This is a genomic window from Delftia sp. Lp-1, from assembly GCF_020523835.1.
Taxonomy (GTDB): domain Bacteria; phylum Pseudomonadota; class Gammaproteobacteria; order Burkholderiales; family Burkholderiaceae_C; genus Comamonas; species Comamonas acidovorans.
This window is the reverse complement of the sequence record NZ_JAJALJ010000002.1, coordinates 866,668-889,029: the sequence shown is the minus strand read 5'-3', so window position 1 is coordinate 889,029 and position 22,362 is coordinate 866,668. Positions and strand designations below refer to the sequence as shown.

Below are 22,362 nucleotides of genomic sequence, written 5' to 3'. Positions count from 1 at the left end.
CAAGTCGTCTGCCCGACTTATCCCGTCTCACCCTGAACAATCTTGTGAACAACTTTCACAGCGGGCGGGATAAGCCACACAAGCCATTGATTCAAAAGGGAAACATGCAGTCCGCTTAAAAAACAGGCAGAAGACCCCGGATTTTCGGGCCGCGTTCCGCTTATCCACCGCACAACCCGCATGTACGCATTTACCCCCATTCGGACTGGACAAGCATGTGGACAAGCGGCTGCAACGGCCTGATTTCGCGGTTAAGTCATTGATTTGAAATACAAGCCCTGCGATTGATTAAAAAACAGGCAAGCAGCGCAATTCCGGACCTGTGCCGACCTGCTCCGTATCGCATACAAATGCAGGCTCGGCAGATCCCATCCAAAGCAGACGCCCATGAGCCAGGATTCACCTACCTCCTCCCCCACATCTCCCCCCGCTTCCTCCCCTTTTTCCCCGCCCTTCTTCACCGCCCGCCTCACGCCCAGCGGCCTGCAGGTCGATGCCTGGGCCGACCAGCCGCTGCTGCATTCGCTGGAGCAGGGCGGCGTGGACTGGCCCAGCTCCTGCCGCAACGGCACCTGCCGCACCTGCATCGGGCAGTTGGTCTCGGGCAGCGTGCGCTACGAGATTGAATGGCCGGGCGTGACGCGCGAGGAACGGGCCGAGGGCTGCGTGCTGCCCTGCATCGCCTATCCCGAAGGCGATGTGGTGCTGCAGGACCCCGGCCCCTGAATCCGGCCAAAGCCCGCGCCGCCTGCGGCCGATGGCCGCTGGAATAGAATGTGCGCTTTCGCAAGGTCATTCCGGGTCATGCCGATTGCCGACAGCGGCTGCGCCGCGCCACACGTTCTTTGGAAGCCCACTTCTGACGCCTGCCAGGCCGATGGAGCCGGCGCGTGTGCCGCGCCCCGTCCGCACGACCCGGCTCCTCCAGAAGGCACTCCATGAACAACTCCACGTCCCCCGTGCCCATCTCGCCGGTGGAAGACATCATTGCCGACATGCGCGCGGGCCGCATGGTCATCCTCGTCGACGAGGAAGACCGCGAGAACGAAGGCGACCTGGTGCTGGCCGCCGACCATGTCACCCCCGAGGCGATCAACTTCATGGCGCGCTTCGGCCGCGGCCTGATCTGCCTGACGCTCACGCGCGAGCGCTGCGAATACCTGAAGCTGCCGCCCATGGCCGCGCGCAACGGCACCGTGTACAGCACGGCCTTCACCGTCTCCATCGAAGCGGCCGAGGGCGTGACCACCGGCATCTCCGCCGCCGACCGCGCGCGCACCGTGCAGGCCGCCGTGGCCAAGGACTCCAAGCCCACGGACCTGGTCCAGCCCGGCCACATCTTCCCGCTGCAGGCCGTCGACGGCGGCGTGCTCATGCGCGCCGGCCATACCGAGGCTGGCTGCGACTTCGCCGCCCTGGCCGGCTGCAGCCCCGCCGCCGTGATCTGCGAGATCATGAAGGACGACGGCACCATGGCCCGCCTGCCCGACCTGCAGCTGTTCGCTGCCGAGCACGGCCTGAAGATCGGCACCATTGCCGACCTGATCCAGTACCGCAGCCGCAACGAATCCCTGCTCAGCAAGGTCGGCACGCGCCCGCTGCAGACGGCGCATGGCGAGTTCATCGCCCATGCCTTCCGCGACCTGCCCAGCCAATCCGTGCACCTGGCCCTGGTCAAGGGCCAGTGGGAAGCCGACACCCCCGTGCCAGTGCGTGTGCATGAGCCGCTGTCCGTGCTGGACGCGCTGGAGACCGGCCGCACCCTGCACTCCTGGAGCCTGGACTCCAGCCTCGAATACATCGCCCGCCAGGGCCACGGCGTGGCCGTGCTGCTCAACTGCGGCGAAACCGGCGACCAGCTGATGGCCCAGTTCGACGGCAGCGCCCGTGCCGCCCAGGCCCCCGAGCGCGGCCGCATGGACCTGCGCACCTATGGCGTGGGCGCGCAGATCCTGCGCGAATGCGGCGTGCAGCGCATGCAGCTCATGGGCCAGCCGCGCCGCCTGCCCAGCATGGCCGGCTACGGCCTCGAGATCAGCGGCTACATCCCCAAGGAATAAGAAATGTTGAACGCAGAAAAGGGCCAGGCCCAGAACCTCGACGGCGCGCAGCTGCGCGTCGGCATCGTCCAGGCCCGCTTCAATGAAAGCATCACCAACAGCCTGACCCAGGCCTGCCGCGAAGAGCTGCTGGCCCTGGGCGTGCAGGCCGGAAACATCGACCACGTCACCGTGCCCGGCGCCCTGGAAGTGCCCGTGGCGCTGCAGGCGATGGCCGAGTCCGACCGGTACGACGCCCTGGTGGCGCTGGGTTGCATCATCCGTGGGGAGACATACCACTTCGAGCTGGTGGCCAACGAATCGGGCGCGGGTGTCACGCGCCTGGCCCTGGACTACCAGCTGCCGATCGCCAACGCGATCATCACCACCGAGAACACGGAGCAGGCCATCGCGCGCCAGACCGAAAAGGGACGCGACGCGGCCCGGGTCGCCGTGGAGATGGCCAACCTGCTCCAAACCATAGCCCGAACATGAGCGACGAACAATCCACACCGGCCTCGGGCCGCCCTCCCCGCCAAAGCCGCGGCGGCCTGACCAGCACCGGCGCGCGCAAGGCCGCCTCCAAGTCCAACCGCAGCCGTGCGCGTGAATTCGCGCTGCAGGCGCTGTACCAGCACCTGGTGGGCGGCAACGACGTGGAGGCCATCGACCGCTTCACGCGCGACCTGTCCGGCTTTCACAAGGCCGACTCGGTGCACTACGACGCGCTGCTGCGCGGCTGCATCAACTCCCAGGTGGACCTGGACGCGCTGATCGCCCCCAAGCTGGACCGCACCATGGCCGAGATCTCGCCCATCGAGCACGCCAGCATGTGGATCGGCGTGTATGAATTCCAGCACTGCCCCGACGTGCCCTGGCGCGTGGTGCTCAACGAGTGCATAGAGCTGGCCAAGGAATTCGGCGGCACCGACGGCCACAAATACGTGAACGCCGTGCTCAACGGCCTGGCGCCCACGCTGCGCGCGGCCGAAGTCGAGCATGACCGTGCGGGCAAGGGCTCCGCGCCCGCGCAGCCCGCCGCCAAGGCAGACACGGCCACCGACGCGGCAGCAGATGCCGCCACGGACGCAGCAGCAGACGACGCTGCCGACCAGGCCGCCGGCTGACGCCGCGCCTCGGGTCTTCGGGGCACAGGCCCCGCCGCATCCGGCCATCCATGGCCCGCCCGCGCCTGCCGGGCGCGGGCGCCTCTTCCAGGATTTCACCCGTCATGAAGTTTTCGACCCGCGCCGACCGCATTGAGCCCTTTTACGTGATGGAGATCGCCAAGGCGGCGCAGGAGATGGCGCGCGGCTGCGCGGACAGCGACACGCCGATGATCTTCCTGAACATCGGCGAGCCCGACTTCACCGCGCCCCCGCTGGTGCAGGAGGCCGCAGCGCGCGCCGTGCAGGACGGCGCCACGCAATACACGCCGGCCCTGGGCCTGCCCCAGCTGCGCGAGCGCATCAGCCACTGGTATGCGCAGCGCTTCGGCGTGGATGTGCCGGCGCGGCGCATCGTGGTCACGGCCGGCGCCTCGGCCGCACTGCAGCTGGCCTGCCTGGCCACCATCGACGCGGGCGACGAAATCCTCATGCCCGACCCCAGCTATCCCTGCAACCGCCACTTCGTGAGCGCAGCCGAAGGCCGGGCCGTGATGGTGCCGACCACGGCGGCCGAACGCTACCAGTTGAGCGCCGACAAGGTCGAGGCCGCCTGGAACGAGCACACGCGCGGCGTGCTGCTGGCCTCACCCTCCAATCCCACCGGCACGTCGATTGCGCCGGCCGAGCTGCGCCGCATCCTCGACGTGGTGCGCGCACGGGGCGGGCTGACCATCATCGACGAGATCTACCTGGGCCTGTCGCATGACGACGCCTTCGGCCAGACCGCGCTGGCGCTGGGCGAGGACGTCATCAGCATCAACAGCTTCAGCAAGTACTTCAACATGACGGGCTGGCGCCTGGGCTGGATGGTGGTGCCCGAGGCCATGGTGCCCGTGGTCGAGCGCGTGGCGCAGAACCTCTTCATCTGCGCCAGCACCGTCTCGCAGCGCGCCGCCCTGGCCTGCTTCGAGCCCGAGTCCATTGCCGAGTACGAGCGCCGCCGCGCCGAATTCAAGGCCCGGCGCGACTTCTTCATCCCTGCGCTCGAGGCCCTGGGCCTGCCCGTGCCCGTGCAGCCCGACGGCGCCTTCTACGCCTGGGCCGACTGCCGTGCCGCTGCCGCCAAGCTCGGCGTCCAGGGCAGCTGGGACTTTGCCTACGCCGTCATGGAGCGCGCCCATCTGGCCATCACGCCGGGCCGCGACTTCGGCACGTTCGAGACCGCCGACTTCGTGCGCTTTTCCACGGCCAACTCCATGGAACAGCTGCAGGAGGCCGTGCGCCGCCTGCAGCGCCTGCTGGCCTGAGGCCCGCCGCACATGGCTTTCGAATTTCCCATCCGCGTCTACTGGGAGGACACCGATGCCGGCGGCATCGTGTTCTACGCCAACTACCTCAAGTTCTTCGAGCGCGCCCGCACCGAGTGGCTGCGCGCCCTGGGCATAGGCCAGCAGCAGCTGCGGGAACAAACGGGCGGCATGTTTGTCGTAACCCAGGCCCAGCTGCAATACCTGCGGGCGGCCCGGCTCGATGACCAACTCCTTGTTACCGCCGAGCTGCAAAGCAGCGGGCGCGCTTCGCTGACAATACGGCAGCAGGCGCTGCTGGCATCCGCCGGCGATGGCAATGCGCCGCCGCCCCTGTTGTGCGAAGGCACGATCCGCATTGGATGGGTGGATGGCTCGACCATGCGCCCCGCAAGAATTCCGAACCGCATCCTGGAGCAACTCTCATGAACTCCCATGACATGTCCATACTCAGCCTCGTGCTGCAGGCCAGCTGGGTCGTGCAGCTGGTCATGCTGATCCTCGTGGGCGCCTCGGTGGCCAGCTGGGCCACCATCTTCCGCAAGTCGCAGACCTTGAAGCGCGTGCGCTCGCTCAACGACGGCTTCGAGCAGGACTTCTGGTCGGGCACCAGCCTCAACGACCTCTACGCCTCGGCGGCCCACCACGCCAAGCAGGGCGGCCCCATGGAACGCATCTTCGCCAGCGGCATGCGCGAGTACCAGAAGCTGCGCGAGCGCCGCATCGCCGATGTGAACCAGTTGATGGACGGCACGCGCCGCGCCATGCGCGCCAGCTTCCAGCGCGAGATGGACGAGGTCGAGTCAGGCCTGTCCTTCCTGGGCACCGTGGGTTCGGTCTCTCCCTACATCGGCCTGTTCGGCACGGTCTGGGGCGTGATGCATGCCTTCACCGGCTTTGCCAACATGGAGCAGATCACGCTGGCCACCGTGGCCCCCGGCATTGCCGAGGCGCTGGTGGCCACAGCCATGGGCCTGTTCGCCGCCATCCCGGCCGTCACGGCCTACAACCGCTATGCCCACCAGATCGACCGTGTGGCCAGCCAGCAGGAAACCTTCATCGAAGAGTTCTCCAACATCCTGCAGCGCAACGTGGGTGCGACCGGCTCCAGCACCCCGTCCGGCCATTGAAGTCGCTCAAAGCCAGCAAGGAGTGAGCACATGCCCGCAGTAGCCTCGCGCGGCGGCCGCAGCCGCCGCACCGTCAACGAGATCAACATGGTGCCCTTCATCGACGTGATGCTGGTGCTGCTCATCATCTTCATGGTGACGGCCCCCATGCTCACGCCGGGCTCCATCAACGTGCCCAGCGCCGGCAAGGCCGCGCGCACGCCCCCGAAGCGCGCCGACGTGATGATCGACAAGGACGGCGGCATCCGCATCAAGGCCGGCAGCACCGACAAGACCGTCACGCTCAAGGAGCTGGGCGCAGCCGCCAGGAGCTGGCAGGACCAGCAAAGCGACGACAGCGCCGTGCTGATTTCGGCGGACAAGAAGCTGCCCTTCGAGACCGTGATGGCCGCCATGTCGGCCCTGCAGTCGGCCGGCGTCAAGCGCGTGGCCTTCGGCGTCAAGTCCTCCCAGTAAGCAGCGCCGCCCGCCTTCGATTCCATGCCCAACCTGCAAGACCACGACCAGTTCGCACCGCCGCGCACGCGCGGCCGCACGCGCTCGTGGGCCCTGGCCGCGGCAGCGCACGGGCTGCTTGTGGCCGCCATGCTGTGGACCGTGCGCCCCCCGAAGCAGGCCGACGAGCCCATGGTCGAGGCCGAGTTCTGGTCCACGGCCGCACCCGCTCCCGCCCTGCCCGTGCCTGCGCCACCGCCGCCACCTGCACCCGAGCCTGTTCCCCAGCCGCCACCGCCGCCGCCCGCGCCCGTGATTGCACCGCCCCCACCTCCCAAGCCGCAGGCCGTGGACGACGACCGCGAGGCCGAGATCGCGCTGGAGAAGAAGCGCAAGATCGAGCAGCAAAAGAAGGAGCGCGCCGAACAGGCCGCCCGTGAGCAGCGCGAGAAGGAACGCCAGGAGCGCCTGGACAAGGAAAAGGCCGACAAGGCGGCCAAGGACAAGGCCGAGCGCGAGAAGGCGGAAAAAGCCGAGAAGGACCGCCGCGACAAGCTCGAGCAGCAGAAAAAGGACAAGGCCGAGCAGGACCGCAAGGACCGCCTGGAGCAGCAAAAGAAGGACAAGGCCGAAAAGGAAAAGGCGGACAAGGAAAAAGCCGCCAAGGACAAGGCCGAGCGCGAGAAAGCCGAGAAGGCCGACAAGGAAAAGGCCGCCAAGGCCGAAGCCGAGAAGAAGGCCGCCGAGGACAAGCGCAAGAAGGAACAGGCCGCCAAGGAAGCCCGCGAGGCCAAGGAGGCCGAGGCACGCCGCCTGGAGAACATCCGCCGCATGCAGGGCCTGGCCGGCAGCGGCGGCTCGGCCGGCGAAGGCGCGGGCGGAAGCAAAAGCGGTGGCTCGGGCAGCTCGGCCGGAGGCCCCTCGGCCGGCTATGGCGCCAAAGTGGCCGCGCGCGTCAAGCCCAACATCGTCTACCCGGACGCCATCAGCGGCAACCCGCGTGCCGAGGTGCGCGTGCGCACCGCACCCGATGGCACCATCACCGGCGCCACCATTGCCAAGTCCAGCGGCAACAAGGCCTGGGACGATGCCGTCATCCGCGCGCTGCAAAAGACCGAGACGCTGCCGCGCGACATCGATGGCCGCGTGCCTTCGGACCTGGTCATCGGATTCCGCCCGCAGGACTGAACGGGCACAGGCCCTTCATCAAAAAGCCCCGCCGGTACATGCCTGCGGGGCTTTTTCCATCTTGCGTTGTATGCAATCCGCCACGCGCCTGCGACTTCGCTTGCGGCACCGGCCGCTTGTCCCTAGCATCCCCGTCTTTGCCGCATTCGCGGCACCCGTCCACCATCGCAAAGGAGAGAACCCATGTCCCATTCGACACGTCCCTTTGCAGTCGTGCACGCTTGAAGCCCTAGCGCCTCCAGGCCACGCTGCAGACCTGATTCCCGGCCCCGCAAGAGGCCCGGCTTTCGGCTGCGCGTGCGCTTTTCCTGATGCCTGTCCATCGAGCTTGCGGCGACTGCCCATTGCGCATTCCGCATCTGCCGGAATGTGCCCCAAGCACTCGATCGAAAGCCATTCATGGGCAATTCCCTTTCGGACATCCATCTTCAGGTGTTCGCCAACCGCGGCGTCTGGATTGAAGACGCCGCCATCCAACAACTTCAAACAACGGCCCGCAACCTGGCCGGCATGCGCGCCGCCGTGGGCCTGCCCGACCTGCACCCGGGCCGGGGCTACCCGGTAGGGGCGGCCTTCTTTTCCGTGGGCCGCTTCTACCCGGCCCTGGTCGGCGGCGACATCGGCTGCGGCATGTCGCTGTACAGCACGGAGCTGGCGGCGCACAAGACCTCGGCCCCCAAGCTGGAAAAGGCGGTGGGCAACATCGACGGCCCCCTGCCCCAGGAACTGCTGGACGCCGTGGACATGCAGCAGCTGGAGCACATCGCCCAGGCCAGCGGCGTGGCCGACCTGGCGTATCTGCAGGACAGCCTGGGCACCATTGGCGGCGGCAACCACTTTGCCGAACTGCAGGTGGTGGACACGCTGTACGAGGACGGCGCGCTCGACAGGAAACGCGTGCACCTCATGGTGCACAGCGGCTCGCGCGGGCTGGGCGGCGCCATCCTGCGCGCCCATGTGGAAGCCTTCAGCCACGACGGCCTGGCCGCCAGCAGCGATGCCGCCACGCAGTACCTGCGCCAGCACGCGGCCGCCATCGCCTTCGCCCAGCTCAACCGCGCCAGCATTGCGGCACGCCTGCTGCGCGCCCTGCGCACGCGCGGCCAGGCCCTGCTGGACATCACCCACAACCACGTGATCGCCCACCACTGGCGCGGAGAAGACGGCTTTTTGCACCGCAAGGGCGCCACGCCGGCCGACCAGGGTCTGGTGGTGATTCCGGGTTCGCGCGGCGACTACAGCTACCTTGTGCGGCCCGTGGCCGGGCGTGATGAGGCACTGCACTCGCTGGCACACGGCGCAGGCCGCAAGTGGGCACGCACCGATTGCATGGGCCGCCTGCGCCCGCGCTTCACGCTGGACGAACTGCTGCGCACCCAATTCGGCAGCGCCGTGGTCTGCGCCGACCGCGAACTGGTCTACGAGGAGGCCCCCCAGGCCTACAAGGACGTGGACTCCGTGGTCGCCAGCCTGCAGGAAGCCGGCCTGGTGCAGCTGGTGGCGCGGCTGCGCCCCCTGCTGACCTACAAGAAGGGAGCCATGCAATGCTGCTGATCCAGCTGACCGCATCCCACGGCCCCGCCGAGTGCGAGCATGCCGTGCGCCTGACCCTGCGCGAGCTGCTGCGCGACTGCGCCGCCAGCGGCATCACCGTGGACGTGCTGGAAGAAACGCCCACGCCGGCCGGCTACAAGTCCGTGCTGCTGCGCTGCGAGGGCGACACCGGCCTGCTCCACGGCACGCTGGGCGCCTGGCTGGGCACCATCCAGTGGGTCTTCGACAGTCCCCTGCGGCCCCATCACCCGCGCAGGAACTGGTTCGTGGCCGTGCAGAAGTGCGAGCCGCCCCGGCAACTGCCGGCAGACGGCGAAATCGTCTTCCAGGCCTGCAAGGCCTCGGGCAAGGGCGGCCAGCATGTCAACACCACGGACTCCGCCGTCCATGCCCTGCATGTGCCCAGCGGGATCTCGGTGAAGGTCATGAGCGAGCGCAGCCAGCACGCCAACAAGCGGCTGGCGCGCGAGCTGCTGGCCCTGAAGCTGGCGCGCCTCAACGCGCAGGGCGAGGGCCAGGCCCGGCGCACGCGCAGCCAGCAGCACTGGGAGGTGGAGCGCGGCAGCCCCGTGAAGGTGTTCCGCGCCTGAACGCCCCGGGGCTAGCCCCTGGCGCACATGTAGATGCCCAGGGCCAGCAGGCCCAGCATCAGCACGCGCTTGAAAACCTGGGGCGACAGCGACTGGCGCAGCCGCTCGCCCCAGGCCATGCCGGCCAGGGCGGGCAGCAGCATCAGTGCGGAAACCAGGGCCGTGCCCCCCCAGCCCGTCCAGGACGAAGCGGCATGGCCCGGCCCCTGCGCCAGCGCCATGCCCGCGCCCAGCGCCAGCGTGGACACCGTGAAGCACAGGCCCATGGCCTGCATCAGCGCCTGCCGGCCCAGCGCCAGCGATTGCAAAAAGGCCACGGCCGGCACCACGAACACGCCGGTCAACGCCGTGATCCCGCCCGTCAACAGACCGCACAACAGACCCAGCCAGGCCTGATGCCTCTGCGGCAACTGCAGGTCCGGCCCCCACAGGCCCCACAGGGCATAAATAACCAGCGCCACGCCCAGCGCCGTGCGCGCCACGGCGGCCTCGCCCACCGGGCCCCACCACAGCATGCCGCCCACCGTGCCCGCGACAATGCCCAGCTGCATCCAGCCCAGGCGCCGCAGCAAAGGCCGCAGCGATGGCATGGGCCGCATCTGCACCACATTGGTCACCAGGGACGGCAGCAGCAGCCAGGCCGCCGCCTGCCCGGCCGGCATGAACAGCGCCAGCAGCGCCATGGACACCGTGGGCAGGCCCAGGCCCACCACTCCCTTGACGACACCGGCCAGCCCGAACACGGCCACCGCCGCGGCCAGCACCCACCACGCATCCCACATCACGGCCACCCTGCACTTTCACTGACCTGGCTCAGGCCTTTCCTGAACCTCATGGCGCCATGCTCGCGCACCATCATAGGGATCACAATCGGGAATCTTCAAACCAAGGCTCAGGCATGGCCTGATCCTTCAGCACCACAGTCCATGCGATTCGACCTCACCGACCTGCAGCTGTTCGTCCATATCCTCGACTGCGGCACGCTCACGGCGGCGGCCGGGCGCGCGCACATGACGCTGGCCTCGGCCAGCGAGCGCGTGCGCGGCATGGAGGCGCAACTGGGCTGCGCCCTGCTCGCGCGCCAGGCGCGCGGCGTGCGGCCCACGGCGGCCGGCCACACGCTGGGTCAGCATGCGCGTGACGTTCTGGCACGGATGCAACGCCTGCGCGGCGACATGGCCGAGTACGGCGCGGGCCTGGCCGGGCATGTGCGCGTATGCGGCAACACCTCGGCCGTGAGCGAGCACCTGCCGCTGGCCGTGGCCGGATTCCTGCGCGGGCATCCGCGCGTGGCGCTGGAGCTGCAGGAATGCCGCAGCGCCGAAGTGCTGGACCGGCTGCGCCAGGGCCTGTGCGACATCGGCGTGGCCAGCGATGCCCAGGACCTGCGCGGCCTGCAGGCCACGCCCTGGCGCCCCGACCCGCTGGTGGCCGTGCTGCCGCGCGCCCACCGCCTGGCCCGGCGCAAGCGGCTGGCCTTGCAGGACCTGCTGACCGAAGACTGGGTAGGCCTGCCGCACGATGCCGCCCTGCAGGTGCTGGTGCGCCAGCAGGCCGCCTTGCTGGAAGGGCCGTCGGGAGGGCAGTTGCGCTGGCGCGCCCAGCTGCAGCACCTGGACAGCATCTGCCAGCTGGTGGGCCAGGGCGTGGGCGTGGCCGTCATGCCAGAGGCAGCCGCGCAGCGCCTGGCCCCGGCCAGCGGCGCCCGCGCCGTGCCCTTGAGCGATGCCTGGGCCCGGCGCCAGCTGCTGCTGTGCACGGCCCGGGAAGACCAGTTGCCCGCCCATGCAAGGCAGTTGCTGGTGCATCTGAAAGGACTGGGCCTGGCGGAGCCATAGCGAACCGTGTTGGAAAGCGCGATGCGGGACAATACGGGGATCATGACCCTCAAAGCCCCCGAACTGCTGCTGCCGGCCGGCTCGCTCGACAAGATGCGTGCGGCCTACGACTTTGGCGCCGATGCCATCTACGCCGGGCAACCCCGCTACAGCCTGCGCGCACGCAACAACGAATTCCGCCTCGAACAGATCGCCCAGGGCATCTCCGAGGCGCATGCGCGGGGCAAGAAATTCTTCGTCACCAGCAACCTGATCGCCCACAACGACAAGGTGCGTACCTATATCCGCGACATCGAGCCCGTGATCGAGTGCAAGCCCGACGCGCTGATCATGGCCGACCCCGGCCTGATCATGATGGTCAAGGAAAAGTGGCCCGAGACCGAGGTTCATCTCTCGGTGCAGGCCAACACCACCAACTGGGCCACGGTGAAGTTCTGGCAGAAGGCCGGCGTCTCGCGCATCATCCTGTCGCGCGAGCTGTCGCTGGACGAGATCGAGAAGATCCGCCAGGAATGCCCGGACATGGAGATCGAGGTCTTCGTGCACGGCGCGCTGTGCATCGCCTACTCGGGCCGCTGCCTGCTGTCGGGCTACTTCAACCGGCGCGATCCCAACCAGGGCACCTGCACCAATGCCTGCCGCTGGGACTACAAGACGCATGACGCGGCGGTGGATCCCAATACCGGCGAGGCCCTGGCCCAGACCATGGAGCAGGACTTCAGCTTCGAGAAGGCCCGCGAGGAAGCCGACAGCCAGTTCACCAGCACCTGCGGCGACGGCGCGCGCCACCCCAAGGCCGAGCAGGTCTACCTGCTGGAGGAAAAGGGCCGCCCCGGCGAGCTGATGCCCATCATGGAAGACGAGCACGGCACCTACATCATGAACTCCAAGGACCTGCGTGCCGTGGAGCATGTGGAGCGCCTGGTGAAGATCGGCGTGGACTCGCTCAAGATCGAGGGCCGCACCAAGAGCCTGTACTACGTGGCCCGCACGGCCCAGGTCTACCGCCGCGCCATCGACGATGCCGTGGCCGGCCGCCCCTTCAACCCGCACCTGATCACCGAGCTCGAAGGCCTGGCCAACCGTGGCTACACGGGCGGCCTGCTGGAGCGCCGTCCCTCGCAGGACTACCAGAACTACGAGACCGGCCACTCGGTGCTGCAGCGCAGCCACTTCGTGGGCGAGGTGCGCAGCTATGCCGACGGCATGGCCGAGGTGGAGACCAAGAACCGCTTCTCGGTGGGCGATACGCTGGAGATCATCCACCCGCAGGGCAACCGCCAGGTGCTGCTGGAGAAGATGTTCAACCTCGACGGCGAACCCGTGCAGGTCGCCCAGGGCAACCCGATCCGCGTGCGCATTCCGCTGGATGCGCCGGCCGAGGGTGCGCTGATCTCGCGCCTGCTGTGAAGCCGGGGCGCAGGCCGCCCTGCCCTCCTTGCCCGTGATTTTTTCCTGGCGGCTGTCCAGGGCCATTGCTGCAATGGCCCGGAGCGGCCGCCGTTCCTTTCATTCCTCATTTCTGCACTGCCATGGACATCGTCGTCAACGAAGAACTCAAGGCCTACATCGACCCGCTGACCCCCGATGAACTCGACGCGCTGGAGCGCAGCATCGTGGCCGAAGGCTGCCGCGACGCGCTCGTGCTCTGGAACGACCTGCTCATCGACGGCCACAACCGCTACGCCATCTGCCAAAAGCACGGCCTGCCCTTCAACACCGTGCAGGCCACGCAGTTCAAGAACATGGACGACGTGCACCTGTGGATGATCGACCAGCACCTGGGCCGCCGCAGCGTGTCCGACTTCCAGCGCGGCGTGCTGGCGCTGCGCAAGCGCGAGATCATTGCCACGCGCCGCTCGGCCGCCGCCGCCGCCGTGATGGCCGCCAAGGCCGATGCGCCCCAGGCCGAGGGTGAAGCCCCCTGGGAAGGCGAGACCGACCCCGTGGTCGCCGCCGCCCTGGCCAGCGTGGCCAAGGTGCCCGACGAGGCGCTGGACACGCGCGAGGCCCTGGCCCGCGTGGCCCGCCTGTCCAGCAGCCAGGTCAAGCTGATCGAGACCATCCAGCAAAAGGCCGCGCCCGAAGTGGTGGCCGCCGTGCGCTCGGGCGACATCTCGCTGAGCACCGCCGCCGTGGTCGCCAGCCTGCCCGTGGACGAGCAGCAGGCCGTGGCCGCCGCAGGTGCCGACGAACTCAAGCAGGCCGCCAAGCGCGTGCGCGATGCCAAGAAAAAGCCCAAGGCCGCCAAGCCCGAAGCCGACGCTGCCGACGGCGAAGGTGCGGCCGTGACCGCCTCGCCCGAGGAGCTGCAGCAGCGCGTGAACGAACTCGAAGCCGAGAACGAGCGCCTGCGCCAGCAGATCAAGGCGCTGCAGGAACTGCTGGCCGAGCAAGGCTGAAGCGGCGCCCGCACCCACGCACGCACGCCGCCATGACGCGCTACCAGGAGCTGGCCGACGATATCGAGGCATCCATCACCGCAGGCGTTCTGTGCCCAGGTGACAAGCTGCCCTCGGTGCGCCAGACCAGCGAGCGGCGCGGCGTCAGCGCCTCCACGGTGTTCCAGGCCTACTACCTGCTGGAGGCGCGCGGCCTGGTGCGCGCGCGCGAGCGATCGGGCTACTTCGTGGCCCAGCGCCCGCGCAGCGCGCCGCCCGAGCCCACCGAGCCGTCTTCGCCAGAGGGCGACAGCTTTGCGGTGGTCGATGTGAGCGAGCGCGTGTTCGAGGTGCTGGAGTCGGCCATGGACCGCGATGTCGTGCCCCTGGGCTCGGCCTTTCCCTCGCCGGGCCTGTTCCCGCTGCGCCGCCTGGGCCAGTGCCTGGCGCATGCCGCGCGCGAGGCCGACCCGCGCAGCGCCATCGACGACCTCACGCCCGGAAGCCTGGCGCTGCGCCGCCAGATCGCACGCCGCTACCTGGCCGACGGCCTGGCGCTGACGCCGGCCGACCTGGTCATCACCAACGGCGCACTGGAGGCTCTGAACCTGTGCCTGGCCGCCGTCACGCGGCCCGGCGGCGCCGTGGTCATCGAATCGCCCTGCTTCTATGGCGCGCTGCAGGCGCTGGAGCGCATGGGCCTGTCGGCCATCGAGGTGCCCACCCATCCGGGCGAGGGCATGGACCTGAACGCGCTGGAGGCAGCACTGCAACGCCACAGGCCCCAGGCCATCTGGCTGATGACCTGCTTTCAGAACCCGCTGGGCAGCCTCATGCCCGAAGCGCGCAAGCGCGCGCTGGTGGAGCTGGTCACACGCCACCGCGTGCCGCTGATCGAGGACGATGTGTACGGCGAGCTGTACTTCGGCGAGCGCCGCCCGCCGCCGGCCAAGACCTTCGACACCGAAGGCTGGGTGCTGCACTGCAGCTCGTTCTCCAAATGGCTGGCGCCGGGCTGGCGCACGGGCTGGGCCGCGCCGGGGCGCTTCACGCGCGCCGTGGCCCGGCAAAAGCTCACCACCACGCTGGCCACGAATGCACCCACCCAGCAGGCGCTGGCCGACTACCTGGAAAGCGGCGGCGCCGACCGCCACCTGCGCCGCCTGCGCCAGAGCCTGGCCCTGCAGCGGGACCACATGGCATCGGCCATTGCCCGCCACTTTCCACAAGGCACGCGGGCCACGCGGCCCGAGGGCGGCTACTTCATGTGGATAGAGCTGCCGCCGTACTGCAATGCGCTGGCCCTGCACCGCGCGGCGCTGGCGCGCGGCATCAGCGTGGCGCCGGGGCCGATCTTCTCGGCCTCGCAGGCCTTCGGCCACTGCCTGCGGCTGAACTACGGCCATGACTGGAGCGACGAGACCGGGCAGGCCCTGGCCACGCTGGGCGAGCTGGCCTGTGCAATGCAGCCCCTTCCAACAGCAAAAGCAGCAAGGTAAGCGCCCGCTGCGCTGGCAGCACCTGCTGCGCTGTAGCGCCCGGGCAACGCGGCCCGGCACAGCTGCTGTCAGCCTGGTGCCGAGCTGGATGATTCTCATTTAGACTCGCACCCCGAACCGGCATCGCCGCCATGCATGCTGACCGGTCCTTGTCTCCTGCTTCCGCCTCGCCCGCCGCCACGCGTCCTGCAGCCTGCCAGCCGACCCTTCAGCGCTGCACCAATCCCAGAGGCACAAAGGAAGTTTTCCATGGTTTCCAGCAATCACTGCGCCACGCTCACACGCTGCGCGGCCGCTGTCGCCGCCGCCCTGCTGTCGCTGCAGGCGTCGGCACAGGCGCCATCCCCCACCACCACCGCACCCGAGGCCGGCCTGTCCGCCATCACCGTCACGGGCAACTGGCTGGACAACCCCACCGAGGAAAAGGTGCTGGACCATGCCGGCGCGCGCACCATCGTCGAACGGGCACGCATCGAGGAAACCGGCTCCTCCAGCCTGCGCGACGTGCTGCGCCTGGTGCCCGGCGTGCAGGTGCAGGACAGCAACGGCACGGGCGGCAGCGACGTGTCGCTGAACATCGGCGTGCGCGGCCTGACGGCACGCCTGTCGCCGCGCTCGTATGTGCTGATGGACGGCGTGCCCGTCTCCTACGCGCCCTACGGCCAGCCCCAGCTGTCGCTGGCGCCCGTGTCGCTGGGCAACCTGGAGTCGGTGGACGTGATCCGCGGCGCGGGCTCGGTGCGCTACGGCCCCCAGAACGTGGGCGGCATCATCAACTTCGTCACGCGCGCCATTCCCAAGACCTTCGCGGCCGAGGCCTCGGTGGGCACCGAGATCTACAGCCACGGCGGCAATGCCAAGACCACGCCCAGCCTGTTCGTGGGCGGCACCAACGAATCCGGCCTGGGCCTGGCCCTGCTGTACTCGGGCACGCATGGCGACGGCTGGCGCGCAGGCAATGACAAGACCGACATCGACGACATCCTGCTCAAGGGTGCCTACCGCATCTCGGCCCAGGACGACATCGCCGTCTCGCTGCACCACTTCGAGGGCTCGGGCCGCATGCCCGGCGGCCTGACCACGGCGCAGTACGCGGCCGACCCGTTCCAGTCCACGCGCTCCTACGACAGCTTCGACGGCCGCCGCACCGATGCCTCGTTCAAGTACAACCACAAGGACGGGCGCAACAACTTCGAGGTGCTGGGCTACTACGTGGACTCGTTCCGCGGCAGCTACATCGAGCAGGACAACGCCAACCAGCGCCGCCTGACCGCCGCGCCGCGCAGCTACCACTACTTCGGCATCGAGCCGCGCTACTCGCGCCTGTTCGAGACCGGCTCCGTGGTGCAGGAAGTCAGCGTGGGCTACCGCTACCTCAAGGAAAGCAGTTCCGAGGTCGCACTGCGCACGGCCTACTACAACCCCGCCACCATGGCCAACGCCATGGCCCTGCCGATCACGCCCTACCAGACCAGCCAGGGCGGCACCACGGCCCATGCCTTCTACATCGATGACCGCATCGACATCGGCAACTGGACCATCACGCCCGGCGTGCGCTACGAACGCATCAACTCCTTCAACAACGTCAGCAACCTGGGCGCCGATGGCAGCACCGTCACCAGCCAGCTGTTCCCCAAGGCCGATGCACGCGAGCTCCTGCCCACGCTGTCCGTGCTCTACCGCATGAATGCGCAGTGGTCGCTGTTCGCCAACGCGGGCAAGTCCTTCGGCCCGCAGCAGTACGCGCAGCTGGCCCAGACCGAGCGAGGCCTGCATCCCGAATCGGCCAAGACCTATGAGGTGGGCACGCACTACAACAGCCCGGCGCTGAACGCCGAGCTGACGCTGTTCAACATCGACTTCGACAAGGAACTGCTGCTGACCCGCGTGGGCGTGGACGGCATCTGGACCGACCTGGGCGCCACGCGCCACCGCGGCATCGAGTCCTCGCTGCGCTACGACCTGGGCCAGTGGAATGCCGCGCTCAAGGGCCTGACGGCGGGTGTGTCCTATACCTATACCGAGGCCGTCTCGCGCGCTGGCGATTTCGCGGGGCGCGACCTGCCGCTGTACTCGCGCCACACCGGGCAGCTGTGGGCGCGCTATGCGCTGGGGCAGTGGACGCTGAATGCGGACCTGGCCGCGCAATCGAAGCAGCGCTCTCCGGGGTCGGGCACGCAGTATGTGACGCAGGAAGATGCTGCGGGGCGGCTGGGTGATATCCCCGGGTTTGCGACCGTGGGCCTGCGTGCGGGCTATGACTTTGGCAAGTCGCTGAGCAATCTGCGGGTGGCCGTGGGGGTCAAGAATCTGTTCGATCGCAGGTACTACACGCGGTCTACGGACAACAATGGGGGCAAGTATGTGGGGATGCCTCGGACGTTGTATGTGCAGGGGACGTTGCCGTTCTGAGGCTGCTATTGCAGGGGCCTGATCTTTTTGGTCCCTGCCGGGGGGGTGTTTTTCGAGGCCGGGTCTCGGCCCGGCAGCCGACTGCCCTTTCTTGATTCGCCAAGAAAGGTCAGATCAAAGAAGGCGACCCGAATGTCCGCGACCCTCCGCTTCGCTGCGGGCAACCTGCGCTGACATACGGGGGTGGGCATGGGGCGGGCCTTCGCTTCGCTCGGCCCGCTGGTTTTGATCAGCCTTCTGCTGTGAATCCCACGCGCTTGACGATGGGGCCCCATTTGGCGAGTTCGGACTGCAGCAGCGCGGCCAGTTCGGCGGGGGTGGAGGATTGGGCATCCAGGCCGAAAGTGGCCAGGCTGTCCACCACGTCGGGCGTGGCAAGGGCCTTGCGCATGTGGCCGTTCAGGCGCTGCACGGTCTCGGCGGGTGTCTTGGCTGGCACGAAGAAGGCGAACCATTCGCTGTGCGCCATGTCCTTGTAGCCCTGCTCCACCAGCGTGGGCACCTGGGGCGCGAAGCGGCTGCGCTTGGCGCCGCTGACGCCCAGGATGCGCATCTTGCCGCCGGCCAGGTGCTGCAGCATGTCGCCCACGGGGCCGCAGACGGCGGAGACGTTGCCGCCCAGCATGTCCAGCAGCGCGGGCTGGGTGCCGCGGTAGCCGGCGTGCTTGAAGTCCACGCCGGCATGCTGGCCCAGCAGGGCGCCGATGAAGTGCGGGGTGGAGCCGGGAGCGGGCGAGCCGAAGTTGGCGCCTGCGGGGTTGGCCTTGGCCCAGGCGAAGAATTCGGGCACCGTGGTCACGCTGGCGGGCACGGCGGGGCCGACGGCGAAGCCGAAGTCGAAGATGCAGCCCACGGTGACTGGCGCCAAGTCGGCCACCGGGTCATAGGGCAGCTTCTTGTAGATGTGCGGGTAGATGGACAGCATGGACGTGGGCGTCTGCAGCAGGGTGGCGCCGTCTGCGGGCCGGCCCTTGACGTAGCTGATGGCGATCTGCCCGCCCGCGCCGGTGCGGTTCTCCACCACGGCGGTCTTGGCATAGCCCGACAGCTTGGTGCCCACGCGGCGGCAGATGGCGTCCGAGGTGCCTCCGGCCGCGAAGCCGGTGATGATGTTCAGGGTCTCGATGGGGCCCTGGGCCTGCGCCCAGGCCTGCTGGCCCAGGCTGGCCAGCAGCGCACCCGCTCCAGCGGTGCCCAGCCATTGGCGGCGGTCGATGTTCATGCGTATGTCTCCGGTTGAAATTGAAACTCTGAAAAAAACAGTGGGGGAACAGCGGGGGGAAATGCGTGCCAGCCCGGCGGCTTCAACTGTCGTCGCGCAGCCAGACCACCTGGCCCGAATGCGTGACCGCACCCTGGTGGGCCGGGCGCACGGTGAGCGCGTATTTTTCCAGCACGCCGCCCAGCGGCGGCATCTGGCGGCGCGCGGCGGCCGATTGTTCCAGACGTGCGGCCAGTTCGGCCTCGCCGATTTCCACCGTGATGCTGCGCGCATCGGCGCGGGCGTCGATGGCGATGAGGTCGCCGTCGCGCAGCGCGGCAATGGGGCCGTTGTCGGCGGCCTCGGGGCCTGCGTAGCCGATGCACAGGCCGCGCGTGGCACCAGAGAAGCGCCCATCGGTCAGCAGGGCCACCTTGTCGCCCATGCCCTGGCCATAGAGCAGCGCCGTGATGCCCAGCATCTCGCGCATGCCGGGGCTGCCGCGCGGGCCTTCGTTGCGGATGACGATGACATCGCCGGCCGCGTACTGCATGGCCTGCACGGCGGCCTGGGCCTGTTCCTCCGACTCGAAGACGCGCGCGGGGCCCCGGTGCACCAGGGTCTTGAGGCCGGCCGTCTTCAGCAACGCGCCATCGGGGCAGAGGTTGCCTTTGAGCACGGTCAGGCCACCGTCGCGCGTTATGGGGTTGCCGGGCGTGCGCACCACCTCGCCATCGGGCGGCGCGGCATCGGCCAGTTCTTCGGCCAGGGTGCGGCCCGTGAAGGTGAGCGCATCGCCGTGGACAAAGCCCTGCTCCATCAGCGTGCGCAGGATCACACCGGCGCCGCCGATGTAGTACACGTCGCGCGCCAGGAAGCGCCCGCCGGGGCGCAGGTCGGCGATCAGCGGCGTGCGCGCGAAGATCTCGGCCACGTCGTCCAGGTGGAAGCGGATGCCGGCCTCGTGCGCGATGGCCGGCAGGTGCAGGGCGGCATTGGTCGATCCGCCCGTGGCGCTGACCACGGCGCAGGCATTCTCCAGCGCCCGGCGCGTGATGATGTCGCGCGGCAGCGGGCCACCGCCTTCGGCGCTGGCCCACACGGCCTGCATGAGCTGGCGCGCGGCGCGGCGCATCAGCGGTGCGCGCTCGCTGAACACGGCGGGCACCATGCTGGAGCCGATGGGCGCCAGGCCCAGCGCCTCGCTCACCATGCCCATGGTGTTGGCCGTGAACTGGCCTGCGCAGGCGCCGGCCGTGGGCAGGCAGGCGCGGCTCATGGCCTCCAGGTCCTGCGCCGTGGCCGTGCCGGCCAGCACCTGGCCGATGGTCTCGTAGGTATCGACCACGTTCAGGTCGCGCCCGTGCACGCCGGGCGCCTGCCCCGGCAGGGCCGAGCCGCCATGCACGAAGACGCTGGGCACATTGCAGCGCACCATGCCCATCATCAGCCCCGGCAGGTTCTTGTCGCAGGCGCCGATGGCGAAGATGCCATCCCACTGGTGGCCGCGCACCGAGGCCTCCACGCTGTCGGCGATCAACTCGCGCGAGACCAGCGAAAACCGCATGCCCGAATGCGCCATGGTCAGCCCGTCGCTGACCGACACCACCGGGCATTCATGCGGCGTACCGCCCCCGGCATAGATGCCGGTCTTGGCATGCTGGGCCTGGTCGCGCAGGTTGAGGTTGCAGGGGCTCATCTCCCCGCCCGTGTGGAACACGCCGATGTGCGGGCGCTCTATGTCTTCGTCGTCCTGGCCCAGGGCATGCAGGAAGCTGCGCGTGGTGGCACGGATGGTGCCGGAGCGGATCAGGGCGGAGCGAAAGGGCGTGGCCGCTGCCGGGCTGCTGCCGGTGGTGCTGGTGGTGCCGGCTGTGGTGGTGGAGGCGGCCAGCGATGCGGAGGCGCTGGACTCGGAAAAGACGTTGTCGGGGGAGGCAGGTTTCTTGTTCATACGCGGGACGGAAAACAGCCGCCCACCATAGCGGGGTCTGCGGATTTCCCTATGAGCATTTACACCAGATCGTGTCGCCCGGGAGTTGCCCGGGGGCCGCCCTTCGGCGCCAGATGGACGGAAAAAAAGGCCCCGGAACAAACTTCCGGGGCCTCAAAACCGATGCCAGTCCACGCTGCAGCGAACCAGGCATCGTGCACAACAACTGCGCCGTACTCCTGAATCAATCCATCCAACCGGCCCTTCAGCGCGGAACCAGGAACGTGCTGTGCGCCTGCTTGGAAAGCGCGGGATCGCCCACCGCCGTGGCCGTGATCTCTACGCCATGCGAGCCAGGGCCCGCCGCGCCATAGGGCGCCTGCAGCCGCACCACGACCCAGCGGTCTTGGGCCGCGCCCACGTCCACCTCGGTCTCCGAAGCCACGCGCAGGCCTTCGATGCCCGAGGCCGACAGCACATAGCGCTGGTCCTGCTCCGTGGCATTGCCGATCTGCACGCGGTAGATGTTCTCGATCTGGCCGCCGGCCACGATGCGCGACAGCGTGCCCCGGTCGCGCACCACGTCCACCTTCAGTGGCGTGCGCAGCGCCAGGCTGGCCACCATGGCCGTGGAGATGGCCACCAGCGCCGTGCCGTAGATGAGCACGCGCGGGCGGAAGATGCGGCGCACCAGCTCGCTCTGGCGCCAGCCCCGGGCCACGCCGTTCTGCGTGGACAGGCGGATCAGCCCGCGCGGGTAGTGCATGCGGTCCATGACGCTGTTGCAGGCGTCGATGCACAGGCCGCAGCCGATGCATTCGTACTGCAGGCCGTCGCGTATGTCGATGCCCACCGGGCAGACCTGCACGCACAGCGTGCAGTCGATGCAGTCGCCAAGCCCCTGGGCCCGGTAGTCCACCCCCTTGTGGCGCGGGCCGCGCGACTCGCCGCGTGCGGCGTCGTAGGTGACGACCAGGGTGTCCTTGTCGAACATGGCGCTCTGGAAGCGCGCATAGGGGCACATGTGCTTGCAGACCTGCTCGCGCAGGAAGCCCGCGTTGCCGTAGGTGGCCAGCGCATAGAACAGCACCCAGAAGATCTGCCATGCGCCGGTCAGCGCCAGCACCTCGGGCAGCAGGCTGCGGATGGGCACGAAGTAGCCGACGAAGGTCAGCCCCGTCCACAGCGAGATCAGCAGCCACAGCGCATGCTTGCCGCCGCGCCGCGCGATCTTCTCCGCACCCCAGCCGCTGCCGTCCAGCCGCAGCCGCGCGCTGCGGTCGCCCTCCAGCCGGCGCTCCACCCACATGAACAGCTCGGTGTAGACCGTCTGCGGGCAGGAAAAGCCGCACCACAGCCGCCCGGCCACCGTGGTGAACAGGAACAGCGCCAGCGCCGAGACGATGAGCAGCACGGCCAGGTAGATGAAGTCCTGCGGATACAGCAGCCAGCCGAAGACGTAGAAGCGCCGCTGCTCCAGGTCGAACAGCAGGGCCTGCCGGCCATGGATCTGCAGCCAGGGAATGCCATAGAAGAACAGCTGCGTGAGCCAGACCATGGCCCAGCGCCAATGGGTGAAGCGCCCCGTGATGGAGCGCGGCTGGATCTTCCTGCGCGATTCGAACAGCGGAGAGTCCGCGCTGGCATCGGCGATGGGAATCACCTTGCGTGGCGCGGGCCGCGGCCGGGGGGCTGCGGCGGTTTCATCGGGAAGCGGTTTCGGTCGTTCTGACATGCGGGGCCTTC

At 68.6% G+C, this 22,362-nt stretch carries 20 protein-coding genes; 16 read left to right on the top strand and 4 right to left on the bottom strand.

The genetic code is table 11. From position 1 onward, the window contains the following. The first annotated feature begins 387 nt into the window (after positions 1-387). The 11 genes from LGR64_RS20775 to prfH all read left to right on the top strand — a co-directional run bounded on the left by LGR64_RS20775 (position 388) and on the right by prfH (position 9,352). Complete coding sequence (locus LGR64_RS20775; protein ID WP_230356814.1) at positions 388-726, top strand: 2Fe-2S iron-sulfur cluster-binding protein; 339 nt, start codon at positions 388-390, stop codon at positions 724-726. Between the two features lie 212 nt (positions 727-938). Continuing rightward, positions 939-2,060 carry a bifunctional 3,4-dihydroxy-2-butanone-4-phosphate synthase/GTP cyclohydrolase II gene (ribBA, locus tag LGR64_RS20770; protein WP_013803408.1) on the top strand — a complete coding sequence of 374 codons (1,122 nt, stop codon included), beginning with the start codon at positions 939-941 and terminating at the stop codon, positions 2,058-2,060. A gap of 3 nt (positions 2,061-2,063) precedes the next feature. Continuing rightward, complete coding sequence (gene ribH, locus LGR64_RS20765; protein ID WP_012204386.1) at positions 2,064-2,534, top strand: 6,7-dimethyl-8-ribityllumazine synthase; 471 nt, start codon at positions 2,064-2,066, stop codon at positions 2,532-2,534. Beyond that, positions 2,531-3,166: a transcription antitermination factor NusB gene (gene nusB / locus LGR64_RS20760; protein WP_013803409.1), complete on the top strand. Its 636-nt coding sequence runs from the start codon at positions 2,531-2,533 to the stop codon at positions 3,164-3,166. Before ribH ends, nusB begins: the two co-directional genes overlap by 4 nt. A 104-nt stretch (positions 3,167-3,270) precedes the next feature. Continuing rightward, complete coding sequence (locus LGR64_RS20755) at positions 3,271-4,455, top strand: pyridoxal phosphate-dependent aminotransferase (RefSeq protein WP_043796416.1); 1,185 nt, start codon at positions 3,271-3,273, stop codon at positions 4,453-4,455. A gap of 12 nt (positions 4,456-4,467) precedes the next feature. Beyond that, positions 4,468-4,884: a tol-pal system-associated acyl-CoA thioesterase gene (ybgC, locus tag LGR64_RS20750; RefSeq protein WP_016450455.1), complete on the top strand. Its 417-nt coding sequence runs from the start codon at positions 4,468-4,470 to the stop codon at positions 4,882-4,884. After that, the gene (gene tolQ, locus LGR64_RS20745) at positions 4,881-5,585 is read left to right on the top strand and encodes a protein TolQ (RefSeq protein WP_012204382.1); all 705 of its coding nucleotides are present in this window, start codon (positions 4,881-4,883) and stop codon (positions 5,583-5,585) included. Before ybgC ends, tolQ begins: the two co-directional genes overlap by 4 nt. A gap of 30 nt (positions 5,586-5,615) precedes the next feature. Continuing rightward, positions 5,616-6,041: an ExbD/TolR family protein gene (locus LGR64_RS20740; RefSeq protein WP_012204381.1), complete on the top strand. Its 426-nt coding sequence runs from the start codon at positions 5,616-5,618 to the stop codon at positions 6,039-6,041. A gap of 24 nt (positions 6,042-6,065) precedes the next feature. After that, on the top strand, positions 6,066-7,208 hold the full coding sequence (gene tolA / locus LGR64_RS20735; RefSeq protein ID WP_141829233.1) for a cell envelope integrity protein TolA: 1,143 nt from the start codon (positions 6,066-6,068) through the stop codon (positions 7,206-7,208). 399 nt (positions 7,209-7,607) lie between these two features. After that, positions 7,608-8,762, top strand: a complete 1,155-nt coding sequence (locus tag LGR64_RS20730) for an RNA ligase RtcB family protein (RefSeq protein WP_198822147.1) — start codon at positions 7,608-7,610, stop codon at positions 8,760-8,762. After that, positions 8,753-9,352: a peptide chain release factor H gene (gene prfH, locus LGR64_RS20725; protein WP_074923113.1), complete on the top strand. Its 600-nt coding sequence runs from the start codon at positions 8,753-8,755 to the stop codon at positions 9,350-9,352. The genes LGR64_RS20730 and prfH overlap by 10 nt, the downstream gene beginning before the upstream one ends. A gap of 11 nt (positions 9,353-9,363) precedes the next feature. Here the strand turns inward: prfH and LGR64_RS20720 are convergent, their stop codons facing one another. Next, positions 9,364-10,134, bottom strand: a complete 771-nt coding sequence (locus LGR64_RS20720; RefSeq protein WP_230356812.1) for a sulfite exporter TauE/SafE family protein — start codon at positions 10,132-10,134, stop codon at positions 9,364-9,366. Positions 10,135-10,278: 144 nt separating this feature from the next. Here LGR64_RS20720 and LGR64_RS20715 point away from each other — a divergent pair, with 144 nt between their 5' ends. The 5 genes from LGR64_RS20715 to LGR64_RS20695 all read left to right on the top strand — a co-directional run bounded on the left by LGR64_RS20715 (position 10,279) and on the right by LGR64_RS20695 (position 17,482). Further along, positions 10,279-11,190 carry a LysR family transcriptional regulator gene (locus tag LGR64_RS20715; RefSeq protein ID WP_230356810.1) on the top strand — a complete coding sequence of 304 codons (912 nt, stop codon included), beginning with the start codon at positions 10,279-10,281 and terminating at the stop codon, positions 11,188-11,190. A gap of 21 nt (positions 11,191-11,211) precedes the next feature. After that, a complete protein-coding gene (trhP, locus tag LGR64_RS20710; RefSeq protein WP_012204375.1) occupies positions 11,212-12,600 on the top strand; it encodes a prephenate-dependent tRNA uridine(34) hydroxylase TrhP in 1,389 nt (462 codons plus the stop codon). Between the two features lie 122 nt (positions 12,601-12,722). Further along, on the top strand, positions 12,723-13,592 hold the full coding sequence (locus LGR64_RS20705) for a plasmid replication/partition related protein (protein WP_071954801.1): 870 nt from the start codon (positions 12,723-12,725) through the stop codon (positions 13,590-13,592). Positions 13,593-13,624: 32 nt separating this feature from the next. Further along, positions 13,625-15,070 (top strand): aminotransferase-like domain-containing protein, encoded by a 1,446-nt coding sequence (locus LGR64_RS20700; RefSeq protein ID WP_013803417.1) that lies wholly within the window; start codon positions 13,625-13,627, stop codon positions 15,068-15,070. Between the two features lie 249 nt (positions 15,071-15,319). Next, positions 15,320-17,482, top strand: coding sequence for a TonB-dependent receptor family protein (locus tag LGR64_RS20695; protein WP_141829242.1), 2,163 nt, complete (start codon positions 15,320-15,322; stop codon positions 17,480-17,482). Between the two features lie 229 nt (positions 17,483-17,711). Here LGR64_RS20695 and LGR64_RS20690 read toward each other — a convergent pair whose 3' ends face one another. The 3 genes from LGR64_RS20690 to ccoG form a co-directional block, all read right to left on the bottom strand. After that, positions 17,712-18,704 (bottom strand): Bug family tripartite tricarboxylate transporter substrate binding protein, encoded by a 993-nt coding sequence (locus LGR64_RS20690; protein WP_012204371.1) that lies wholly within the window; start codon positions 18,702-18,704, stop codon positions 17,712-17,714. A gap of 82 nt (positions 18,705-18,786) precedes the next feature. Further along, complete coding sequence (ilvD, locus tag LGR64_RS20685; protein ID WP_185750871.1) at positions 18,787-20,637, bottom strand: dihydroxy-acid dehydratase; 1,851 nt, start codon at positions 20,635-20,637, stop codon at positions 18,787-18,789. 244 nt (positions 20,638-20,881) lie between these two features. After that, positions 20,882-22,351 carry a cytochrome c oxidase accessory protein CcoG gene (gene ccoG, locus LGR64_RS20680; protein WP_230356807.1) on the bottom strand — a complete coding sequence of 490 codons (1,470 nt, stop codon included), beginning with the start codon at positions 22,349-22,351 and terminating at the stop codon, positions 20,882-20,884. Between the last annotated feature and the right edge of the window lie 11 nt (positions 22,352-22,362).